The sequence below is a fragment of the Rothia sp. HMSC036D11 genome, assembly GCF_001814205.1.
Taxonomy (GTDB): Bacteria; Actinomycetota; Actinomycetes; order Actinomycetales; family Micrococcaceae; genus Rothia; species Rothia dentocariosa.
The window spans coordinates 156,990-173,872 of record NZ_KV815300.1; the positions used below are offsets into that span (position 1 = coordinate 156,990).

A 16,883-nucleotide genomic window follows, 5' to 3' on the forward strand; every position below is an offset into this window, starting at 1 on the left:
GTACGTAACTTACGCCCGTGCTTTGGCGTTATGGGGGTATGGGATAATGTGCGTTATGGGTGATTTTACTCGGGTGCCTCATATTTCTTCTCCAATGTATGCCGAACGCCTTCGATCTGCCCTGATTGCGGGTGCACTAGGCGATGCGTTCGGGTATCCTTTAGAGCTTCTGAGCGCCACCGAGATCGCGGAACGCCCGCAGAACATCGTAACGGAAAATACCCCGCTGATCTTTAGCGATGACACCCAGCTGACCTGCTATACCGTTGATGCCCTGACCGAGGTTTTGGAGTGGAACAATCAAGGGGCAGCTGCCGATGAAGCGGCATGTCTGTGGCTCGCCTATCTGCGCTGGTACCGAGGTATGGGTTTCGTTTTACCCGAGAATGCTCCTTATGCTCTGCCTCGTACCATCGATCATGGTACGTATATGACCCGAAAGGAAGGTCCAGGGAAAGCAACTCTGCGTGCTTTAGCAAGTGGAGAGATGCAGACCGCTACGCAGAACATTAATCCTGAGGGGCTAGGTTCTGGTGCTCTTGTACGGTCGGTTGCATTCGGGTTTTTACCGGTGGAGCAGGAACGTACAGTTGTATCGTTGGCGGTACGTGGTGCGGCGCTCACGCATGGGCATCCGGAGGCGCTGGTTTCTGCAGCAGCATATGCTCTGCTGGTTCGTGATGTTCTGGGTCGGGTAACTTCCGACCAACCTTCACGATCTTCAGACATACTCGCCGCATCAGTAAAGACAATTATCGAGTGGTGCGGCACGGTGAGCACGGATGAGGTATTTCCTGGTGACGGTTCACAGACTCGCGATGTTCTAGAGCGGGCGCTTCGTCTCGGGGGTGGGGAACATCCTGTAGAGCCCTCTGCGGAGACAGTAGCGCAGGAGTTCGGTACCGATTGGATGGCTACGACGGTGTTGGGGATCGCCGTGTGGGTTGCGCTCTACGCGGAGTCGCGCGCCCGCGCCTCCTCCGGTCTAGCCCGTCATATTTTGCTCGATGCTTACACGCAGGCCGTATCGGTAGATTCCGATTCAGATTCCATCGGGTCTGTGATGGGTTCTCTCGTGGCGCTTTGTTTTCAGCTTGGCAACTTGGTGGAGCCGCAGATAAAACGTGTTCGGGGTCTTGATGAAGTGCAGGCCGTTGCTGAGCGGTTTCTTACTCAACTTGGACTATAGACTATATTTCACGCAAACAATCGGCGCGAAGCAGCTAGCCACAGGACCATTCAAAAAGGACTTGTGAGAAGTCGCGGTCTGCTAATTGTTGCGGAGTAATCAGCCAGTTTGCGGTACCCATATCACCCCACATAATGTCACCGTCACCATCATTTTTTGCTTCCTCGGAGGCGATGGTAAGCAGGTTAACCGTACATTCTTGCAGTTCTGGGTTGTTCTCGCGCGGGTCGCTCTGCACAAAGCTGGGGTACCCGCCAAGCTTATGGTACTCAGTGCTGTCGGTCAGGTCGTAGGCAATATTCTCCCCATCGTGCAGGCGGTCTATCTCGTAGACCTCGTTAATAGTCTGCTCTGGGTGTTTCTCGTTCCACCGGTATACGAACCGGGCCTCAAATTCACGGCTTGTGTCGCTCAGGCTCTCATGTTTTTTCTTGAAAGTGAGCGCAAGCTCAGCCTCTGGCGGGTAGATAGGCCAGTCTTCGCTCCGTGCTGCGGTGACTGCGGGGTGCCCCGCAGGGGCGGCTTCACCCACCTGGGGGTAGTAAATAACCCGAATATTCGCCTGGTTGGCTATATCATTGGCGTTGAAACCCCAGTTTTCATCGCCTTCTTCTTCGCCGGAATCAATCCAGAACTGAAGTATCCCGGTCTTGGGGTAAAGCTCATTTTTAGGTAACTCAGCACAGTTAATCTGCGCGATCATCCCTAAGGGCTTCCCGCTCTCATTGGTGGGGGCCTGAGCCCCGGCAGGCAGGTACGGGGCGCCGCCAAACTTCGAGGCAGTCACCGGCAGCGGTGCCTTGGCACCGGCTGTTTTAATACGGATTACTGGCTGCCGTGTGGCGGCAGTGATTTCTGCCGCGATTTTCCGTGCCTCTTTAGCTACTATACGGCCCATAATATTTTCCTCCCAATACCTGACTTTCGTTTTCACCAGTCTTATTGATAGTTGCAGCTAACCGCAGGACCATTCAAAAAGGACTTGTGAGAAGTCTCGGTTATTCAGCTGTTCCGGAGTTATCAGCCAGTTTGCAGTGCCCTGATCTCCCCAAACAGTAACAAATTTTTCGGCATCCTCAGAGAACATGGTGAGCAGGTTGATTGTGTAGTTATCGAGCCCATCATGCTCTTGACGCGGGTCTTGCTGGGTAAACTCTGGGTGTCCGCCAAGTTTGTGGTAACTTCTCTGATCTATGTCGCGGTAGAACGTCATGCTCGGGCGTTCCTCATCTGTGGGCGCATATGCATCAATACCCGCGAAATCGCCGATAGGCTGCTGGGGGTATAGTTCATTCCACAACTCTACAAACCGGCTCTGGTAGACCCACCAATTCTGTGGGGTTATTCCTTCTGAGGCTTCTTCAAAGCTGAGTCCGATTTCCCATCCCTGATCCATGTGTACTGGCCAGGCCATAAATTCCATCTCGGTTTGTTTCTCTTGATCTGGCATAACAAGAGTGTGGGCACATGGGTTTGTTTCCTCAAGATTAGGATAATAGATCACGCGAGTATTGACCTGCGACACCGGGTTCTTCAGATCGACGCCCAGTCCCAACTCATCGTACGGATCCAGCCAGAACTGAAGTATCCCGGTCTTGGGGTAAAGCTCATTTTTGGGTAACTCAGCACAGTTAATCTGTGCGACCATACCCAGTGACCTACCATCCTGGTTGGTGGGGGCCTGAGCCCCGGCGGGTAGGTACGGCACTCCCCCAAATTTAGAGGCGGTCACCGGCGCAGTTCCCTGAACTGCGCGAGGAATGATGCGCACAGTGGGTTTACGATTCTGCTGGCTCAGCAGATAATTAAGGTGTTTGACCCGCTCAAAAATAGTGCTCATGGTGTATTTTCTTTAGCAGCTATCCCACGAATAAAAGACCTTAGAGAAATCTAAATTCTTTAGCTGCTCTGGGGTAATCAGCCAGTTTGCCACTCCGGCATCGCCCCACATGATGGTTATGGTGTCACCTTCATACGCAGAGACAAGAGTGAGCAGATTAATCGTGTAGTCTTTCCATTCTTCTTTGTCATCTCGGGGGTCCCAGTCGATATACTCGGGAACACCGCCCAGCTGGTGGTGGTCAAGATCTTCATAAAAGGTGCTCGCAAGGTCATCGCCTTCAAGCCCTGCAAGCTCATCAAGATCCCAAGGACTTTCAATCTGCTCCTGCGGGTAACGTTCATTCCACAACCGCGTAAATAACTGCCCGGTACTGTATTGTTTGAGTTTTAGCCCAGGCTCTAGATTTTCAGGCTCAAAACTCAGGGCGTATTCTCCGCCCAAAAGAGGCCATATAAAGCCAGTATCCTCGGTAATGACTAGTTTATGAGCCTTCCTGTTCGCTTTTCCTAGCTTGGGATAGTAGATCACGCGATCATATCGTGATGAGGTGTAATCTTCCGTATCGGTCTCGGTCGGGCTAATCCAGAACTGCAGCAGCCCCTCCGCCGGGTAAATACTATTCGGTGGCAGATCGGCGCAGTTAATCTGCGCAATCATGTGCAAAGGTTCACCGTTAACGTCTACGGGACCGTCATGGCCCTTGGGTAGGTACGGCACTCCCCCGATTTTGGAGGCGGTGACCGGCAATGTCTTGTACTTAGCGAATTGTGTATTGATACGCATTGCGGGAACTTGATGTCCCACATTCATCTCAGCCAGTAAAGTGCGAGCCCGTTCTAGTATTTCTGTCTGTTTATCCGTCACGCGTTCTCCTCGTTGGGTTGGGTGCCCAGTATTATATAAAGATGACTCACACCTTAGCATGAAGCATTATCTTTACACCCGGTCAGAGAAGATACACGCCGGAGAATTTTGTGTGTACAGCCAGCTGGTCCTAAGTATTGGACCTTATGACCATTCGAAGAGAACCTTCGAAAAGTCTCGGTTCTTAAGCTGGTGCGAGGTCACCATCCAGTTTGCGGTTCCCATATCGCCCCACATAATGCCCTCATGGCTCCCTGACTCCACCCGTGATATAAGCGTCAGCAGATTCACGGTGTACTGAGTAAGAGCCGCATCACCATCACGCGGATCGCGTTGCTCGAAGAGGGGGTAACCACCAATTTTGTGATGGGTATAGCTTTCGGGGGTGCCCGTCATATCGCGTAAAGTCTTGAGAGTGTCAGCACCGCCGTCGAACTTTCGAAGGTCCCAAATGCTCGCTATAAGCTGCTCGGGGTACATATCGTTCCAGATTCGAGTAAATTCCGAATGTGGGCGTCCGTCAAAAATCCATTCTTCATTACTCTGGGATTTGGCGATAAGACCATACCCATGACGTCCGCTGACCGGCCAATATAAGTCATCTTGAGGATTATTAACTATAAGTTCCGTTACGGCGGTACCGACCCCGGAGTCTGGCGCATCCAGAGTGGGATAATAGACAACTCGAGTTTTTTGTTGGCTGGTGGGATCGTCTAAGTTTAGCCCCCACAAGTCTTCGTGCGGATCAAGCCAGAACTGTAGGATTCCGGTTTCGGGGTAAATGTCGTTTGTGGGAAGCTCAGAACAATTAATCTGGGCAATAAGCCCCAAATTCTGTCCACTGCCGTTGGTCGGCGCCGCGGTACCAACCGGAACGTAGGGAACACCTCCAACCTTAGAAGCGGTCACTGGCAGAGGTTCTGATGTTTGTTGAGTGTCAAAGAAAATAACAGGCGATATCTGCTGTGCATTGATGCGGTCAATAACGTTCAGGGCTTGTTGTTCAAGAGCGGTCTTTTCAAGAATACTCACAGTATCGTCCCCTATCGGTGATGTGGATGTGGGATGCGGTTGTTGGTTGCATTTCCGGAAAAATGCGGGTTCGTTATCTTGTGGTAACCACTACTTCTAGGTAATCACAGATAAACACGCTATGCCATACCTTGCGTTCCGTGTCGTGTACTTGCAGGGTCGACTTTATACGCACGAACATGCCTTAGATTTGCGTTGTTTACCACCGCCTTGTTAGCGGGCCCTTCCAAGCCGCAACAGCGCGGTATTCAAGGCTGCGAGTTACGCTCTTTCACCCTCAAGATAGATTTCAGTAGGGGTGTTTTCTATTCGCATACTGCTTAATTGTATTAAGTGTTATACGTAAGTGCGCCCATCAGAAAGGTCTGATGGGCGCACTCAACACGTTACGACTAGGGGTATTGTTCTAGTCTAGATAGTCACGTAAAACCTGCGAACGCGAGGGGTGACGCAGTTTCGACATGGTCTTTGATTCGATCTGACGAATGCGCTCACGCGTCACGCCGTATACCTTGCCAATTTCGTCTAAAGTCTTCGGCTGCCCGTCGGTCATGCCGAATCGCATAGCAACCACGCCCGCTTCACGTTCGGAGAGCGTATCGAGCACCGAGTGCAGCTGCTCTTGGAGAAGAGTGAATGACACCGCGTCAGCCGGAACGACAGCCTCCGAATCCTCAATCAGGTCGCCGAACTCGGAATCGCCGTCCTCACCCAGCGGCGTGTGCAGAGAAATAGGTTCGCGCCCGTACTTCTGCACCTCAATAACCTTTTCGGGAGCCATGTCCAGCTCTTTACCGAGCTCTTCGGGGGTGGGTTCACGCCCCAAATCCTGAAGCATCTGACGCTGCACACGGGCGAGCTTATTAATGACCTCAACCATGTGCACAGGAATACGAATAGTACGCGCCTGGTCCGCCATTGCACGGGTAATCGCCTGACGAATCCACCAGGTGGCGTAGGTGGAGAATTTAAAGCCCTTCGAGTAGTCGAATTTCTCGACCGCGCGAATCAGACCAAGATTACCTTCCTGAATAAGGTCAAGGAATAGCATTCCGCGGCCCGTATAGCGTTTAGCGAGTGAGACCACGAGGCGCAGGTTCGCCTCCAACAGGTGGTTCTTCGCACGCTTACCGTCATGGATCACCCAGCGCAGTTCCTTCTTGAGCTTCGGATCCATGTCGGGGTTGTCGGCAAGCTTGTGCTCCGCATACAGGCCAGCTTCAATGCGCATCGCAAGATCGACTTCCTGCTGCGCGTTCAGGAGCGAGACTTTACCGATCTGCTTCAGGTAGTCTTTCACGGGGTCAGCTGTTGCTCCGGGGGTAACGACGCGTTGAGCAGGTGCATCGTCATCATCGCTGGCAGTCAGCACGAAGCCAGAGCCTTTAGCTGCCACTTCTTCGGCAGCTTTCTTCTCTTCCTTTTTGGCAACGGCTTCTTCATCTTCGTCAGCGTCTTCGTGCTCTTCGCCGTCAACGTTCTCGGGATCTAGCTCGTCGTCAAGGTCAAGATCAAACTCGTCCTCATCGGTCTTCTTCTTACGTCCACCGGTTTTACGTTTAGTGGTTGTTTTACGCGCGCGCTTAGGCTTCTCTTCAGGCACGGCCTCGGCAGTGGTTTCGACCGAGTCCTCTGCATCAGATTTTGCGTCTTCTTGAGTTTTGGCTGCTGCGCGTTTCTTAGCAGGCGCTTTTTTTGCAGGTTTGGATGTGGCTGCAGTTTTTTTAGTGCGGGTTGTCTTTTTGGGGGTTTCGGCTACAGTCTCTTCAGAGGTTTCACCGGTCGCGGTCTTCTTGCTGGTTGCAGGTGCCACAAGAACCCTTTCTAACTCGTGTTGGGGTGCTTTGTCTGCAAAACACCTAAGACCCTGTCAAGTCTTGCTCCTCACATTATTGGTGAAAGCAGGGCTGGCGGAATAAATATAACCGCTAGATACTGGGGATTATTCCCTGCGTTTTCACCTCATGAAGGCGCGCGCAAAAGCACAGACTTTACGGGGTCATCATCAAGTATGGCAGAATCTTATTTTCTTTCAAATAAGGCTCGCCTAGACAACCCTGTTTTATTCCCTGCAAACACAACGTTCGCTACCCTGCCTTGGGCTCAATCGTCTCTACCTTGGCGGCGGCTGCCTCGTGAGGCAATAGAGTACTGAAGTAAAGGTCGCCACGCCAACACCGCACGGGATCCGTAATCCAGAGCGGAAATACAGATTCTGATAGAGCCTGAAAAAGAGGCATATCTTCATCACAGTGAAGCCTGGCGATATCGGCGAGAATACCTGCATAGGTGTTTCCGCCACGTAGCCAATTTATCCAGGCTTGAAGAAGCCTCAGTCGACCATACTGTTCACCCGATTGAACCGCATGCACCAACAGATTACAGAGAACTTCGAGAGCGTTAAGACGGCTCCAGGCCGGTTTATAGTCCTTTGTTAGACCGCTCAGAAATTCCACCATCCGGTCTATCTTCGTTATGTGTTCTTCCGGTCTGGTCTCAGAGGAGTCGCATGTGTCGTCTAAAATCTGCTGTTGAAGTATACGATGCGTACGCCGTATCCAGTCGTGCCAGCTCACGCGACCGTGCCCGATACCTCCGATACGGGGGCTTTCGCCCCGAAAAGTTTGATAAAAGGTCTCCGGCAGCGTCGTGCGCCGACGAGTTGTTGGTTTGCCGTAGCATAGAGGTTCCACCGGTTCGTATGCTCTTTCACCGCATGCAGCATGCATACAGTCATATCCGTCTAGTACCCCCAATGCTTCCGGCAGGTCTTTAGCCGCTTGGTACAGTATAAATTCTGGGGTTGCCTGGGTATTCATGCTGCACAGCAGATAGCCGGCTATTTCGGGCGATATCAGCGAACGTAAACGATCCCCAAAACTTATGGCGTTATCGTGCTCTTCGGCGTTTTCAGGCGGATAGGTACGCATTACCCAGCGTACAGCTTCAAGGGCACTTTCCCAGTAGCAGAGTTCAATACTTTTCTGACGGTAGTAGCCGGGATGTTCTAAAACAGTATGCCGACCCGTAGCTTGGTTAAGTTCTTCTTCAAAGGTATGCATCCACAACAGACTTGCTTGTTCCCATTCTGTCACCTCATTCGTGGAGGCACTGGTTGCAGTATCCCAGAGGCATTGCGTATATGCAGACAGGGGTTCTGCGGATACTCGGCGTCCCTCATACACCCGATCGAGATAGTACGAGCTATGCATAATGTCTTCAATAGGGCCGCGGTAAGTGAGCGCAAGCTGGTTTCGATCAAGTGACCATCGCGATACGGACCCGCAGTACAGCACATCGTAAAGATCAAGATGAACATTGTTGCAAGCTGCGTAGAGTGTGGGCAGCCACTGGTTGAATGAGATTCCGGCGCGATTATCGATATACAAATCCGTATTGTGTAAGACAGTGCGTGTAGCAGGTGAAAGTTGCCGCTCTCGAGTTGCCGCATTGCCGCTAAAGATCAAAGCAAAGACCCCAGTAATGGGCTCGAACCCGTCAACGGTGGCGGGTACCAGATTCGCTAACGTATCAAAATATTGTTCTAGATCTTGTTGCTCATCAGGAAGATTAACGCGTATACACGGCCCTACGGCATGCTTCGTCACGCTTAAAAGCACCAGCGATTCTTGCGGCCAGTACCCAAACTGATGCAGCACGAGAGCTATCAAGTCTTCTTCGGTATGTAAGCTATAGGTTGTCGTTAGGTTACTCGTTGTTGTCATATCTTTACTATGGCAAGATTGCTCACCTTAAAAGTTCGTAGACCAACTAACCTGTGGATAACCCAGGTGCATTCGCTTCGTTAAGACACATATTTCGCTTCTGTGGATAAGAATTAGCTGTTTTCTATCCAAATATTACGATCCATACCCACACGAGCAGCACAAGGCATATGTGACCCCTAAAAGTTTAGGGATGCACCCACCATAGCTTGAATTTTCTATGTTGCGTGCACCCCTGAGTTAAACTATGGGTGAGCCTTAATTATTCTTCATGCTCCTCAAGGAATCGCTCAAACATGGCACCGATTTCATCACGCCCAGGAATTTTATGAGCGTCGCGCTGCGAGAGTGGAATAGCGACGTTTGAGGTACGGAAGTTTTCATCGTAATTCGCTTCCATCGTCGAAATCATACGCCCAATCTCTGGGTTCTCCTTGACCTGCTCATTAATTTGCCCATGAACAGCCCTCGCAGCCTCCCTAAGCTCATCACTCGGAAAAGCCAATCGGGTTGCCATACTCACGTGTTCAAGCGCGGTCAGCGTTCCCTGCGGTAAATCAGCATCAGAAACATACTGGGGAATATTAATACCGAATCCCACAGTGTCGAAGCCGTTCTCGGTGAAAAGAACCTCTAAAAGATTCGTCATATTAGCATGCAAATCAGCTTTAGGACGCCATGGCGAAATCCCTTCAATGAGGTCTTTCCGGGAGCCATGCGCCGTCACCGGCATAGGACGTGTATGCGGCACAGGCATTGGAAACGCCGACACCAGCACCACAAGTGAAGGATCCAGCGTCCGCACAATAGACAACAACGCCTGCTGAAAACGCTGCCATTGATAATCAGGTTCTGAACCGGTCAAAAGCAAGAAAGGCTTATCAAGGGTATCTTCGACCGCATAAAGCTTCAGAGCAGGCATAATTGGCTGCTCAAAATGGTCTTTATTGAAGAAAATATGTGGTCTGCGGCTACGGTAATCATGAAGCTGATCCGTATCAAACTCCACAACCTCAATATTCTTAAGTTCCTTGAGAAGAAAATGCCCCAGCTGCCCCGCTGTGGATCCTGCATCCTGTGGGCTTGAGAGAGCAATAACCAGAGTGAGATTTTTCAACCGTGCATCATGAAGAATTTTATTATTCGCCAAATATAAATCTTCAGGGTTTAACATCTTCACTCCTTTCCCTCGCCGGGTTTAGTCTCTGAGCTTTTTATTTTAATGTATGTGTCTAACCGCAACAGTACTATTTCCTAGTCTCTCGCGCGAGGCGAACACTCGTAAAAGCGTTAGAAGGGTATTTTCACCGTACTGTTCGTCAAGATTTCCGATACCCGCAGTGTACAGTAGAAACACATTACCCAATATCAATATTCCAACCCATTCGCGGAGGAACTATGTCGACAGCACTTTCTCTTCACACCAACGACCTGCAATCGCTGAATGCTGAGGTACTTGTTCTCGGTGTCTTTTCGGGAGAAGACGGACCTTACCTAGCCTCAAATTCACTTCCTGATGATTCGGCGCAGAGCATCAATAAACTTCTGGAGTCTCTAGGTGCCACAGGTGCTCTCGACCAAATACTTCGCCTCCCCGGCGTAGAAGGGGCATCGTCCGACATCATCGCTCTCATCGGTTTAGGCTCAGACACCACAATTGACCAGGAGCGCCTAGATGCCCTTCGCTTCGCTGCTGGCTCGGCAACCCGTCAGCTTTTAGGAACTGCACATATCGCGCTCGACTTCGGTATTACCTCACGCGACGAAATTGAAGCTGTAGCTCACGGTGCCGTCCTCGGATCATTCTCCGAAGAAGGAGTACGCAGCAAAACTGCAGATTCCGTTCGAGACGAAGCGGAGTCCATCACCATTGTGGCAAAAGCCGATGCCAGCGAAGCCGAGCCCGCCCTCGTTCGCGCAGTTATTCTGGGCGAAGCTGCCAAAGATGCGCGCCGCCTCGTCAATATGCCCCCTTCACACCTGTACCCGGAATCTTTTGCAAATCTCGCCGCAGAGCTTGCCAAAGATTATTCAGATGTCAGCATTGAAGTCTACCCCTATGACCGTTTGCTCAAGGAAGGTTTTGGAGGCATCGCAGGAGTCGGTCAAGGCTCCCCGCGGAAGCCCGCACTCGCCGTTGTTAAGTACACCCCCGAGAGCCCTTCTGCACATGTGGCTCTCGTTGGCAAAGGGATTACTTTTGATACCGGTGGAAACTCCCTAAAACCTGCGGCATCTATGATGACGATGAAATGCGACATGGCAGGTGCAGCATCGGTTCTGCACGCAGTTCTTGCGGCGTCCGAGCTGGAAATTCCGGTTGAGGTCACCGGATACCTTTGCCTTGCCGAGAATATGCCCGGCGGAGCCTCCCTGCGCCCCGAAGACATCATCACTATTCGTGACGGCCGCACGGTTGAAGTTCTCAATACCGATGCCGAAGGTCGCCTGGTCATGGCGGATGGTATTGCCCTCGCCTCCGAATCGAACCCCACCGTCATCCTTGATATTGCGACGCTCACAGGCGCAGCCATGGCGGCACTGGGACTTCGTACAGCTGCGCTTATGGGCGATGAAGATATCCGTGATCGAGTACAGCAGGCGGGGGCAAAATCTGGTGAGGCCTACTGGCAAATCCCGCTTGAGTCCTACTTGCGTGCCTCTATGAATTCCCCAGTGGCAGATATTAAAAATATGGGTTCACGCTACGGTTCTATGATGATTGCAGGGTTGTTCCTTCAAGAGTTTGTGGGTGAAGGCATTCCCTGGGCTCACCTCGATATTGCTGGTCCTGCCTTTAACGAAGAAAGTGCTTATGGGTTCACCCCTAAGGAAGGTACCGGTTTCGGTACCGCGACCCTGGTGAATTTCATCGAATCGTATGCATAGTAAAGGAAACATCCGCCTTATATCGGGGTCCCTAGACTGACGGTCTCAGGGCCCCCGATACTGCTCTTCTTCTACGTGCAAAATCTCACATCATAAATTCCAGGATGGTTACGCTCTTCAAAAAATTTGCACAGTTTGTGCGATTATTGCCCCAAATTAGCGTCAGGTGAACTTAAAGAGTCTAAAACAGGGGTATTGTTGTAGTGAGTGTTTTTCTGCTCTCTCATAGATGCGCGCCCTCACGCAAACCGGAAGGTGCGGGTCTGCTGTTTGACAGAAAAGCAATATAGATAAAGAACGCATTGCACCGGGGTTACAGCCCCACAATCTATGCAAGGGAGCAACATCGTGGCTCAAGAATTCGACATCCTCATCCTTGGCGGCGGTTCCGCTGGTTACTCTGCCGCTCTGCGCGCGCGCCAGCTGGGTTTTACCGTTGGCCTCGTTGAAAAGGAAAAAGTAGGCGGCACCTGCCTGCACACCGGTTGTATTCCGACGAAGGCATACCTACACGCCGCAGAATTGGCGGAGGACGCTCGTGAAGCCTCTAAAGTAGGCGTAAACGCCACCCTAGAGTCCATCGAAATGGGTAAGGTACGCGATTACAAAGATGGTATTGTCGCGGGTAAATTCAAGGGTCTCTCCGGTCTTTTGAAGATGAAGGGCGTAGAGGTTATCGCTGGTGAAGGCAAGCTGACCGCTCAAGATACCGTGACCGTCAACGGTACGGATTACAAGGGCAAGAATATTATTCTTGCTTCCGGCTCTATTTCTAAGACTTTTGGCCTGCCTATTGAAGGTCGAGTTCTGACCTCCACCGAGGCTCTTGAAATGGACTACCTGCCGAAGAGCGCTATCGTTCTCGGTGGCGGCGTGATTGGCTGTGAGTTTGCCTCCATGTGGAAAGCTATGGGCGTAGACGTCACTATTATCGAGGGTTTGCCCAACCTCGTTCCGAACGAAGATCCCGCCATCATCAAGGTTCTTGAGCGTGCCTTCAAGAAGCGCGGCATCAAGTTCAATACTGGTACTTTCTTTGAGAAGGTTGAGCAGGACGCTAACGGTGCAAAGGTAACCCTGGCAGACGGTAAAGTATTTGAGGCCGACATCGTACTCGTTGCTGTTGGCCGTGGCCCCAACACTGCAAATATGGGTTACGAAGAGCAAGGTATCCCCATGGATCGTGGCTTCGTGCTTGCTAACGAGCGCCTGCACACCGGTGTTGGAAATATCTATGCTGTGGGTGACATTGTTCCTGGCGTTCAGCTTGCACACCGTGGTTACCAGCAGGGCATCTTTGTTGCCGAAGAAATTGCTGGTTTGAACCCCACCGTTGTTCCCGATGTTAATATTCCGAAGGTGACTTTCTGCGATCCTGAGATTGCTTCCGTGGGTTACTCCGAGCCGAAAGCGAAGGAGAAATTCGGTGAGGACAATGTTGAAGTTGCCGAATACAACCTAGCTGGTAATGGCAAGTCCTCAATTTTGGGCGCTTCCGGCATCGTCAAGGTCGTGCGTGAAAAGGACGGTCCGATCGTAGGCGTTCATGCTATCGGTAAGCGTATGGGCGAGCAGATCGGCGAAGCTCAGATGTGGGTTGATTGGGAAGCATTCCCCGAGGATGTTGCTAAGTTTATCCACGCTCATCCGACTCAAAATGAGTCTCTGGGTGAGGCTGCCATGGCTCTGAACGGTACCCCGCTACACGGCTAATTATCGCCTTATCAAATTATGGGTATGTCACAATAGACTGAGATGCCCTATCACCAGGGCAGAGAGTTACCCCGTGTTTTGTTATCACACGAAAATTATGCGCGGGGTGGTCTTGCCCAGTAAAAGTTTTTCTAGTTCAAGCATTCACAAGGAGAATGGGAAGAGATATGTCCCACACCGTAGAATTGCCCGCATTGGGCGAATCCGTGACCGAAGGCACCGTGACCCGCTGGCTTGTAGCTGTCGGCGACACTGTAGCTGTGGACGATCCTATTGTCGAGGTTTCCACCGATAAGGTCGACACCGAGATCCCCTCGCCCGTAGCAGGCGTTGTTGAGCAGATCTTGGTGGAAGAAGACGAAGATGTTGAGGTTGGCGCTGCTCTCGTTGTCATTGGCGATGGTTCCAGTGCTCCCGCAGCTGCACCTGCTGCGCCCGCTGCCGAGGCTCCTGCAGCATCCGCCCCTGCCGCTCCTGAGGCACCCGCAGCTGCTGCGGCGCCCGCAGCTGGCTCTGCATCTGGTCAGGAAGTGACTCTTCCCGCATTGGGCGAGTCTGTCACAGAGGGTACCGTGACCCGCTGGCTGAAGGAAGTTGGCGAGCAGGTCGAGGTAGACGAACCTCTCGTAGAGGTTTCTACCGATAAGGTCGATACCGAGATTCCTTCGCCCGTAGCAGGTACCCTGCTCGAAATTCGCATTCCGGAAGACGAGGAAGCAGAGGTCGGCCAGGTTCTCGCCATCATTGGTGATTCTTCCGCCGCAGCTGCTCCTGCTGCACCGGCTGCCCCCGCACCTGCTGCGGCAGCACCGGCTCCTGCAACTCCCGCTGCGCCTGCAGCTCCTGCTTCTGCACCCGACACCCCCGCTACCCCGGCGGCTCCCGCCGCCGATGGCGAAGCATACGTAACCCCGCTGGTTCGTAAGCTCGCCAAAGACAATGGTATTGACCTGTCCACTGTGAAGGGCACCGGCGTAGGCGGTCGTATCCGCAAGCAGGATGTTCAGGCAGCTATTGCCGCTAAGGGCTCGACCGCTCCTGCTGCAGCACCCGTCGCGTCAGCAGCTCCCGCCGCAGACGGTGCTCCCAAGGCAGCACATACCTTCGAAGTTTCGCCCAAGCGTGGTACCGTCGAAAAGACCGCACGCATTCGCCAGGTTATTGCAAAACGTATGCGCGAGTCCCTCGATATTTCCACTCAGCTGACTCAGGTTACCGAAGTGGATATGACTCGTGTGGCACAGCTGCGTGCCAAGGCTAAGGACGGCTTCCTCGCTCGCGAGGGCGCAAAGCTGACCTTCCTGCCTTTCTTCGCACAGGCTGTTACCGAGGCTCTGCAGCAGCACCCCGCACTGAACGCTTCCATGACCGAGGATCTGAAGCAGATTACCTACCCCGATTCCGAGAACGTCGCGATCGCTGTAGATACCCCCAAGGGTCTGCTTGTTCCCGTTATCAAGAACGCATCGGATCTCGGCATCGCTGGCTTGGCTAAGGCAATTGGTGACTTGGGTGGACGTGCACGCACCGGCGATATCGCTCCCGAAGAGCTGACCGGCTCTACCTTTACCATCACCAACATCGGTTCCTTCGGGGCTCTGTTTGATACCCCGATTATCAACCAGCCGAACGTGGCGATCTTGGGTACCGGCTCCATCGTGAAGCGCCCCATGGTGGTTAAGGACGTTGATGGCAACGATTCAATTGCGATTCGCTCCATGTGCTACCTCTCCCTCACCTACGATCACCGCGTGGTCGATGGTGCGGATGCAGGTCGCTTCCTGTACACCCTCAAGACTCGCCTGGAAGAGGCAAACTTTGAGGCTGAGCTCGGTCTCTAAAGGGGTCCTGGCATGATGTAGCATCGTGTTTCAAGGGGTGTGTTGGCGTATAAGCCAACGCACCCCTTTTTTATTTTTTATTCTTCGTCGTTATGCCGAGTTTATTAAAGTAGACATTATAGTGACAGAGTGTCAGAATATTAGCTATGTTTCTTCTCAACAACATTCTTGTGTTTTTGCACATCATAGGTGCCGCGATTATTATTGGGCTATGGATTGCTCATTTTCGCACACCTAAAGTTCTGCCCGGGCAGTTTCACGCATCGCTTCTGATGCTCATAACGGGCCTACTCCTGGTAGGAATTGCTGAGGTTACCGGCAGTCCTAACCACATTAAGATTGCGGTCAAAATTCTTATTGCATTGGGCATCTCTATTGCCGCATTCATCGGTCAACGCAAGTACAAGGCGGGAGAACCAATTTCAACAGGCTTAGCGCATGCAGTGGGCGGTCTTGCCGTCATTAATGTTGCCGTTGCCACCATCTGGCACTAGACAGCTCTTCACTTCGGCACAATACTCTTGCCCATGTTCCCGGTAGTTTTTATAGACCTACCGGGGATATGTTTTTAAGAGCTGCACGCTTGAACTCGCAGCTGCCTCATCTACATGTAGCTCTCCCCTGGTGGTTATTTTTATTCACGGCTCACGGACAACCGTAGGCTGCGCATCGGGCTCGTTGGGTGTTTCATCCGTGACTGGCGTTGCCGTGACAATACGCCATACCCCCTCGTCGCGATGCAGCTCAAAGATAACTGTCTGCACCGGCACGCCGTCCACAAGGTGAACACCGGATTCTTTCTGCTCCGCATCCGTTGGGGTGTATCCGGGCGACTCTACTTCTGCGGTTATTCCTAAAGAGTCAGAGTCTCTATGCAGAATACGGGTCAATGAGCGCAGTTTCAGCGTCGCCGCCCCCTGGGAGCTCAACGACTGATTGCGCTCCTCTATAACCTGAGTGAGAATAGCCTGCTCATCCTGCGGAGTACTCACAACGGCAGGCTGAGTAGCGTGAGACTCATGATGATGCATAGCTTCCGGAACCCAGGTCGCCCCGACTATTGCTCCAGCTCCTAAGATTATGAGACTCCCAACCCCCAGAATCACGAGTTTGCGGGTCGTAAAATTACGAGCCTTTGAACGCCCACGGCTATGCCCAACTTTGAAAGTACTCTTCCCTATAAGTTTCTGAGCGTTCTGATGTCTAACCTTGGGCAGGGTCTTAGTGCTTTTAACGGTATTCGGTTCTCGCGAAGCAACAGGGAGTTTAGACCGTACTGACTCAGGCGCGCTGGTATAAGCATTGAGAGGCTGCGTTTGGAATGCGCTGAATGCGTCAAGAACCTCCTGTACAGTGGCCTTAGGATCATCAAGCAGACGCTCAAGCTCGGTTCCCAATGTCTGCGGTACATCGGCAAGGAGCGGCAGCGGGATGCGTTGATGAGTTTGCCGAGGCGACTCTCCGGTGAGCGCATACCACAGAAGAGCCACAAAATCATGAACTCCGACATGTTCATGTTCATCCGGCTGGTGTTTACTCTCTTTGATAGAACTGGGCAGGCAAAGAAACTCGGGGAGTCCAGCAACGGTTATCATCACGTGCTGAGGCTCTAGACGCTCAGGATAGATATGCGCCGCGTGTAAGCTTTTGAAGCCCCATCCTATATGGTGTGCTAGGGTCGCAACCTCGGCGAGCGGTAAGGATCCGCGTGCATGCACAAGGGATTCGAGTGATCCTGCCTCAACCGGTTCGTACCAATAATAAGTTCCTGTCTCTGTGCCAGACAA

The 16,883-nt window shown here is 52.2% G+C and carries 13 protein-coding genes; 5 read left to right on the forward strand and 8 right to left on the reverse strand.

The window, feature by feature from the left end:
- Positions 1 to 55: 55 nt before the first annotated feature.
- Positions 56 to 1,189 carry an ADP-ribosylglycohydrolase family protein gene (locus HMPREF2958_RS05700; RefSeq protein WP_070697219.1) on the forward strand — a complete coding sequence of 378 codons (1,134 nt, stop codon included), beginning with the start codon at positions 56 to 58 and terminating at the stop codon, positions 1,187 to 1,189.
- A gap of 34 nt (positions 1,190 to 1,223) precedes the next feature.
- Here the strand turns inward: HMPREF2958_RS05700 and HMPREF2958_RS05705 are convergent, their stop codons facing one another.
- The 7 genes from HMPREF2958_RS05705 to HMPREF2958_RS05735 form a co-directional block, all read right to left on the reverse strand.
- Positions 1,224 to 2,087, reverse strand: a complete 864-nt coding sequence (locus tag HMPREF2958_RS05705; RefSeq protein WP_083313707.1) for a YwqG family protein — start codon at positions 2,085 to 2,087, stop codon at positions 1,224 to 1,226.
- Positions 2,088 to 2,144: 57 nt separating this feature from the next.
- Positions 2,145 to 3,029 carry a YwqG family protein gene (locus HMPREF2958_RS05710; RefSeq protein WP_070697221.1) on the reverse strand — a complete coding sequence of 295 codons (885 nt, stop codon included), beginning with the start codon at positions 3,027 to 3,029 and terminating at the stop codon, positions 2,145 to 2,147.
- Between the two features lie 12 nt (positions 3,030 to 3,041).
- Complete coding sequence (locus HMPREF2958_RS05715; protein WP_070697223.1) at positions 3,042 to 3,896, reverse strand: YwqG family protein; 855 nt, start codon at positions 3,894 to 3,896, stop codon at positions 3,042 to 3,044.
- 144 nt (positions 3,897 to 4,040) lie between these two features.
- Positions 4,041 to 4,928, reverse strand: coding sequence for a YwqG family protein (locus HMPREF2958_RS05720; protein WP_013399322.1), 888 nt, complete (start codon positions 4,926 to 4,928; stop codon positions 4,041 to 4,043).
- Positions 4,929 to 5,334: 406 nt separating this feature from the next.
- Entirely contained in the window at positions 5,335 to 6,741 is a 1,407-nt protein-coding gene (locus HMPREF2958_RS05725; protein ID WP_070524231.1) for an RNA polymerase sigma factor, read from the reverse strand.
- Positions 6,742 to 7,015: 274 nt separating this feature from the next.
- Positions 7,016 to 8,653 carry a DUF4192 family protein gene (locus HMPREF2958_RS05730; protein WP_070697225.1) on the reverse strand — a complete coding sequence of 546 codons (1,638 nt, stop codon included), beginning with the start codon at positions 8,651 to 8,653 and terminating at the stop codon, positions 7,016 to 7,018.
- Between the two features lie 262 nt (positions 8,654 to 8,915).
- On the reverse strand, positions 8,916 to 9,827 hold the full coding sequence (locus tag HMPREF2958_RS05735) for a PAC2 family protein (protein WP_013397368.1): 912 nt from the start codon (positions 9,825 to 9,827) through the stop codon (positions 8,916 to 8,918).
- A 224-nt stretch (positions 9,828 to 10,051) separates the two neighbouring features.
- Between HMPREF2958_RS05735 and HMPREF2958_RS05740 the strand changes: the two genes are divergently transcribed.
- The 4 genes from HMPREF2958_RS05740 to HMPREF2958_RS05755 all read left to right on the forward strand — a co-directional run bounded on the left by HMPREF2958_RS05740 (position 10,052) and on the right by HMPREF2958_RS05755 (position 15,590).
- Positions 10,052 to 11,542, forward strand: a complete 1,491-nt coding sequence (locus HMPREF2958_RS05740) for a leucyl aminopeptidase (RefSeq protein ID WP_070697227.1) — start codon at positions 10,052 to 10,054, stop codon at positions 11,540 to 11,542.
- Between the two features lie 330 nt (positions 11,543 to 11,872).
- On the forward strand, positions 11,873 to 13,255 hold the full coding sequence (lpdA, locus tag HMPREF2958_RS05745) for a dihydrolipoyl dehydrogenase (RefSeq protein ID WP_004004973.1): 1,383 nt from the start codon (positions 11,873 to 11,875) through the stop codon (positions 13,253 to 13,255).
- Positions 13,256 to 13,422: 167 nt separating this feature from the next.
- Positions 13,423 to 15,096 carry a 2-oxoglutarate dehydrogenase, E2 component, dihydrolipoamide succinyltransferase gene (sucB, locus tag HMPREF2958_RS05750; RefSeq protein WP_070697229.1) on the forward strand — a complete coding sequence of 558 codons (1,674 nt, stop codon included), beginning with the start codon at positions 13,423 to 13,425 and terminating at the stop codon, positions 15,094 to 15,096.
- Between the two features lie 146 nt (positions 15,097 to 15,242).
- Entirely contained in the window at positions 15,243 to 15,590 is a 348-nt protein-coding gene (locus HMPREF2958_RS05755; RefSeq protein ID WP_013397371.1) for a hypothetical protein, read from the forward strand.
- A 144-nt stretch (positions 15,591 to 15,734) separates the two neighbouring features.
- Here the strand turns inward: HMPREF2958_RS05755 and HMPREF2958_RS05760 are convergent, their stop codons facing one another.
- Positions 15,735 to 16,883: a serine/threonine-protein kinase gene (locus HMPREF2958_RS05760; RefSeq protein ID WP_246828054.1), complete on the reverse strand. Its 1,149-nt coding sequence runs from the start codon at positions 16,881 to 16,883 to the stop codon at positions 15,735 to 15,737.

Bases quoted from the DNA above. Each gene is read 5' to 3' on its own strand.
- HMPREF2958_RS05755 (WP_013397371.1), top strand. From the start codon at position 15,243: ATGTTTCTTCTCAACAACATTCTTGTGTTTTTGCACATCATAGGTGCC.
- HMPREF2958_RS05700 (WP_070697219.1), top strand. From the start codon at position 56: ATGGGTGATTTTACTCGGGTGCCTCATATTTCTTCTCCAATGTATGCC.
- HMPREF2958_RS05730 (WP_070697225.1), bottom strand. From the start codon at position 8,653: ATGACAACAACGAGTAACCTAACGACAACCTATAGCTTACATACCGAA.
- HMPREF2958_RS05710 (WP_070697221.1), bottom strand. From the start codon at position 3,029: ATGAGCACTATTTTTGAGCGGGTCAAACACCTTAATTATCTGCTGAGC.
- HMPREF2958_RS05740 (WP_070697227.1), top strand. From the start codon at position 10,052: ATGTCGACAGCACTTTCTCTTCACACCAACGACCTGCAATCGCTGAAT.
- sucB (WP_070697229.1), top strand. From the start codon at position 13,423: ATGTCCCACACCGTAGAATTGCCCGCATTGGGCGAATCCGTGACCGAA.
- HMPREF2958_RS05705 (WP_083313707.1), bottom strand. From the start codon at position 2,087: ATGGGCCGTATAGTAGCTAAAGAGGCACGGAAAATCGCGGCAGAAATC.
- HMPREF2958_RS05735 (WP_013397368.1), bottom strand. From the start codon at position 9,827: ATGTTAAACCCTGAAGATTTATATTTGGCGAATAATAAAATTCTTCAT.
- lpdA (WP_004004973.1), top strand. From the start codon at position 11,873: ATGCAAGGGAGCAACATCGTGGCTCAAGAATTCGACATCCTCATCCTT.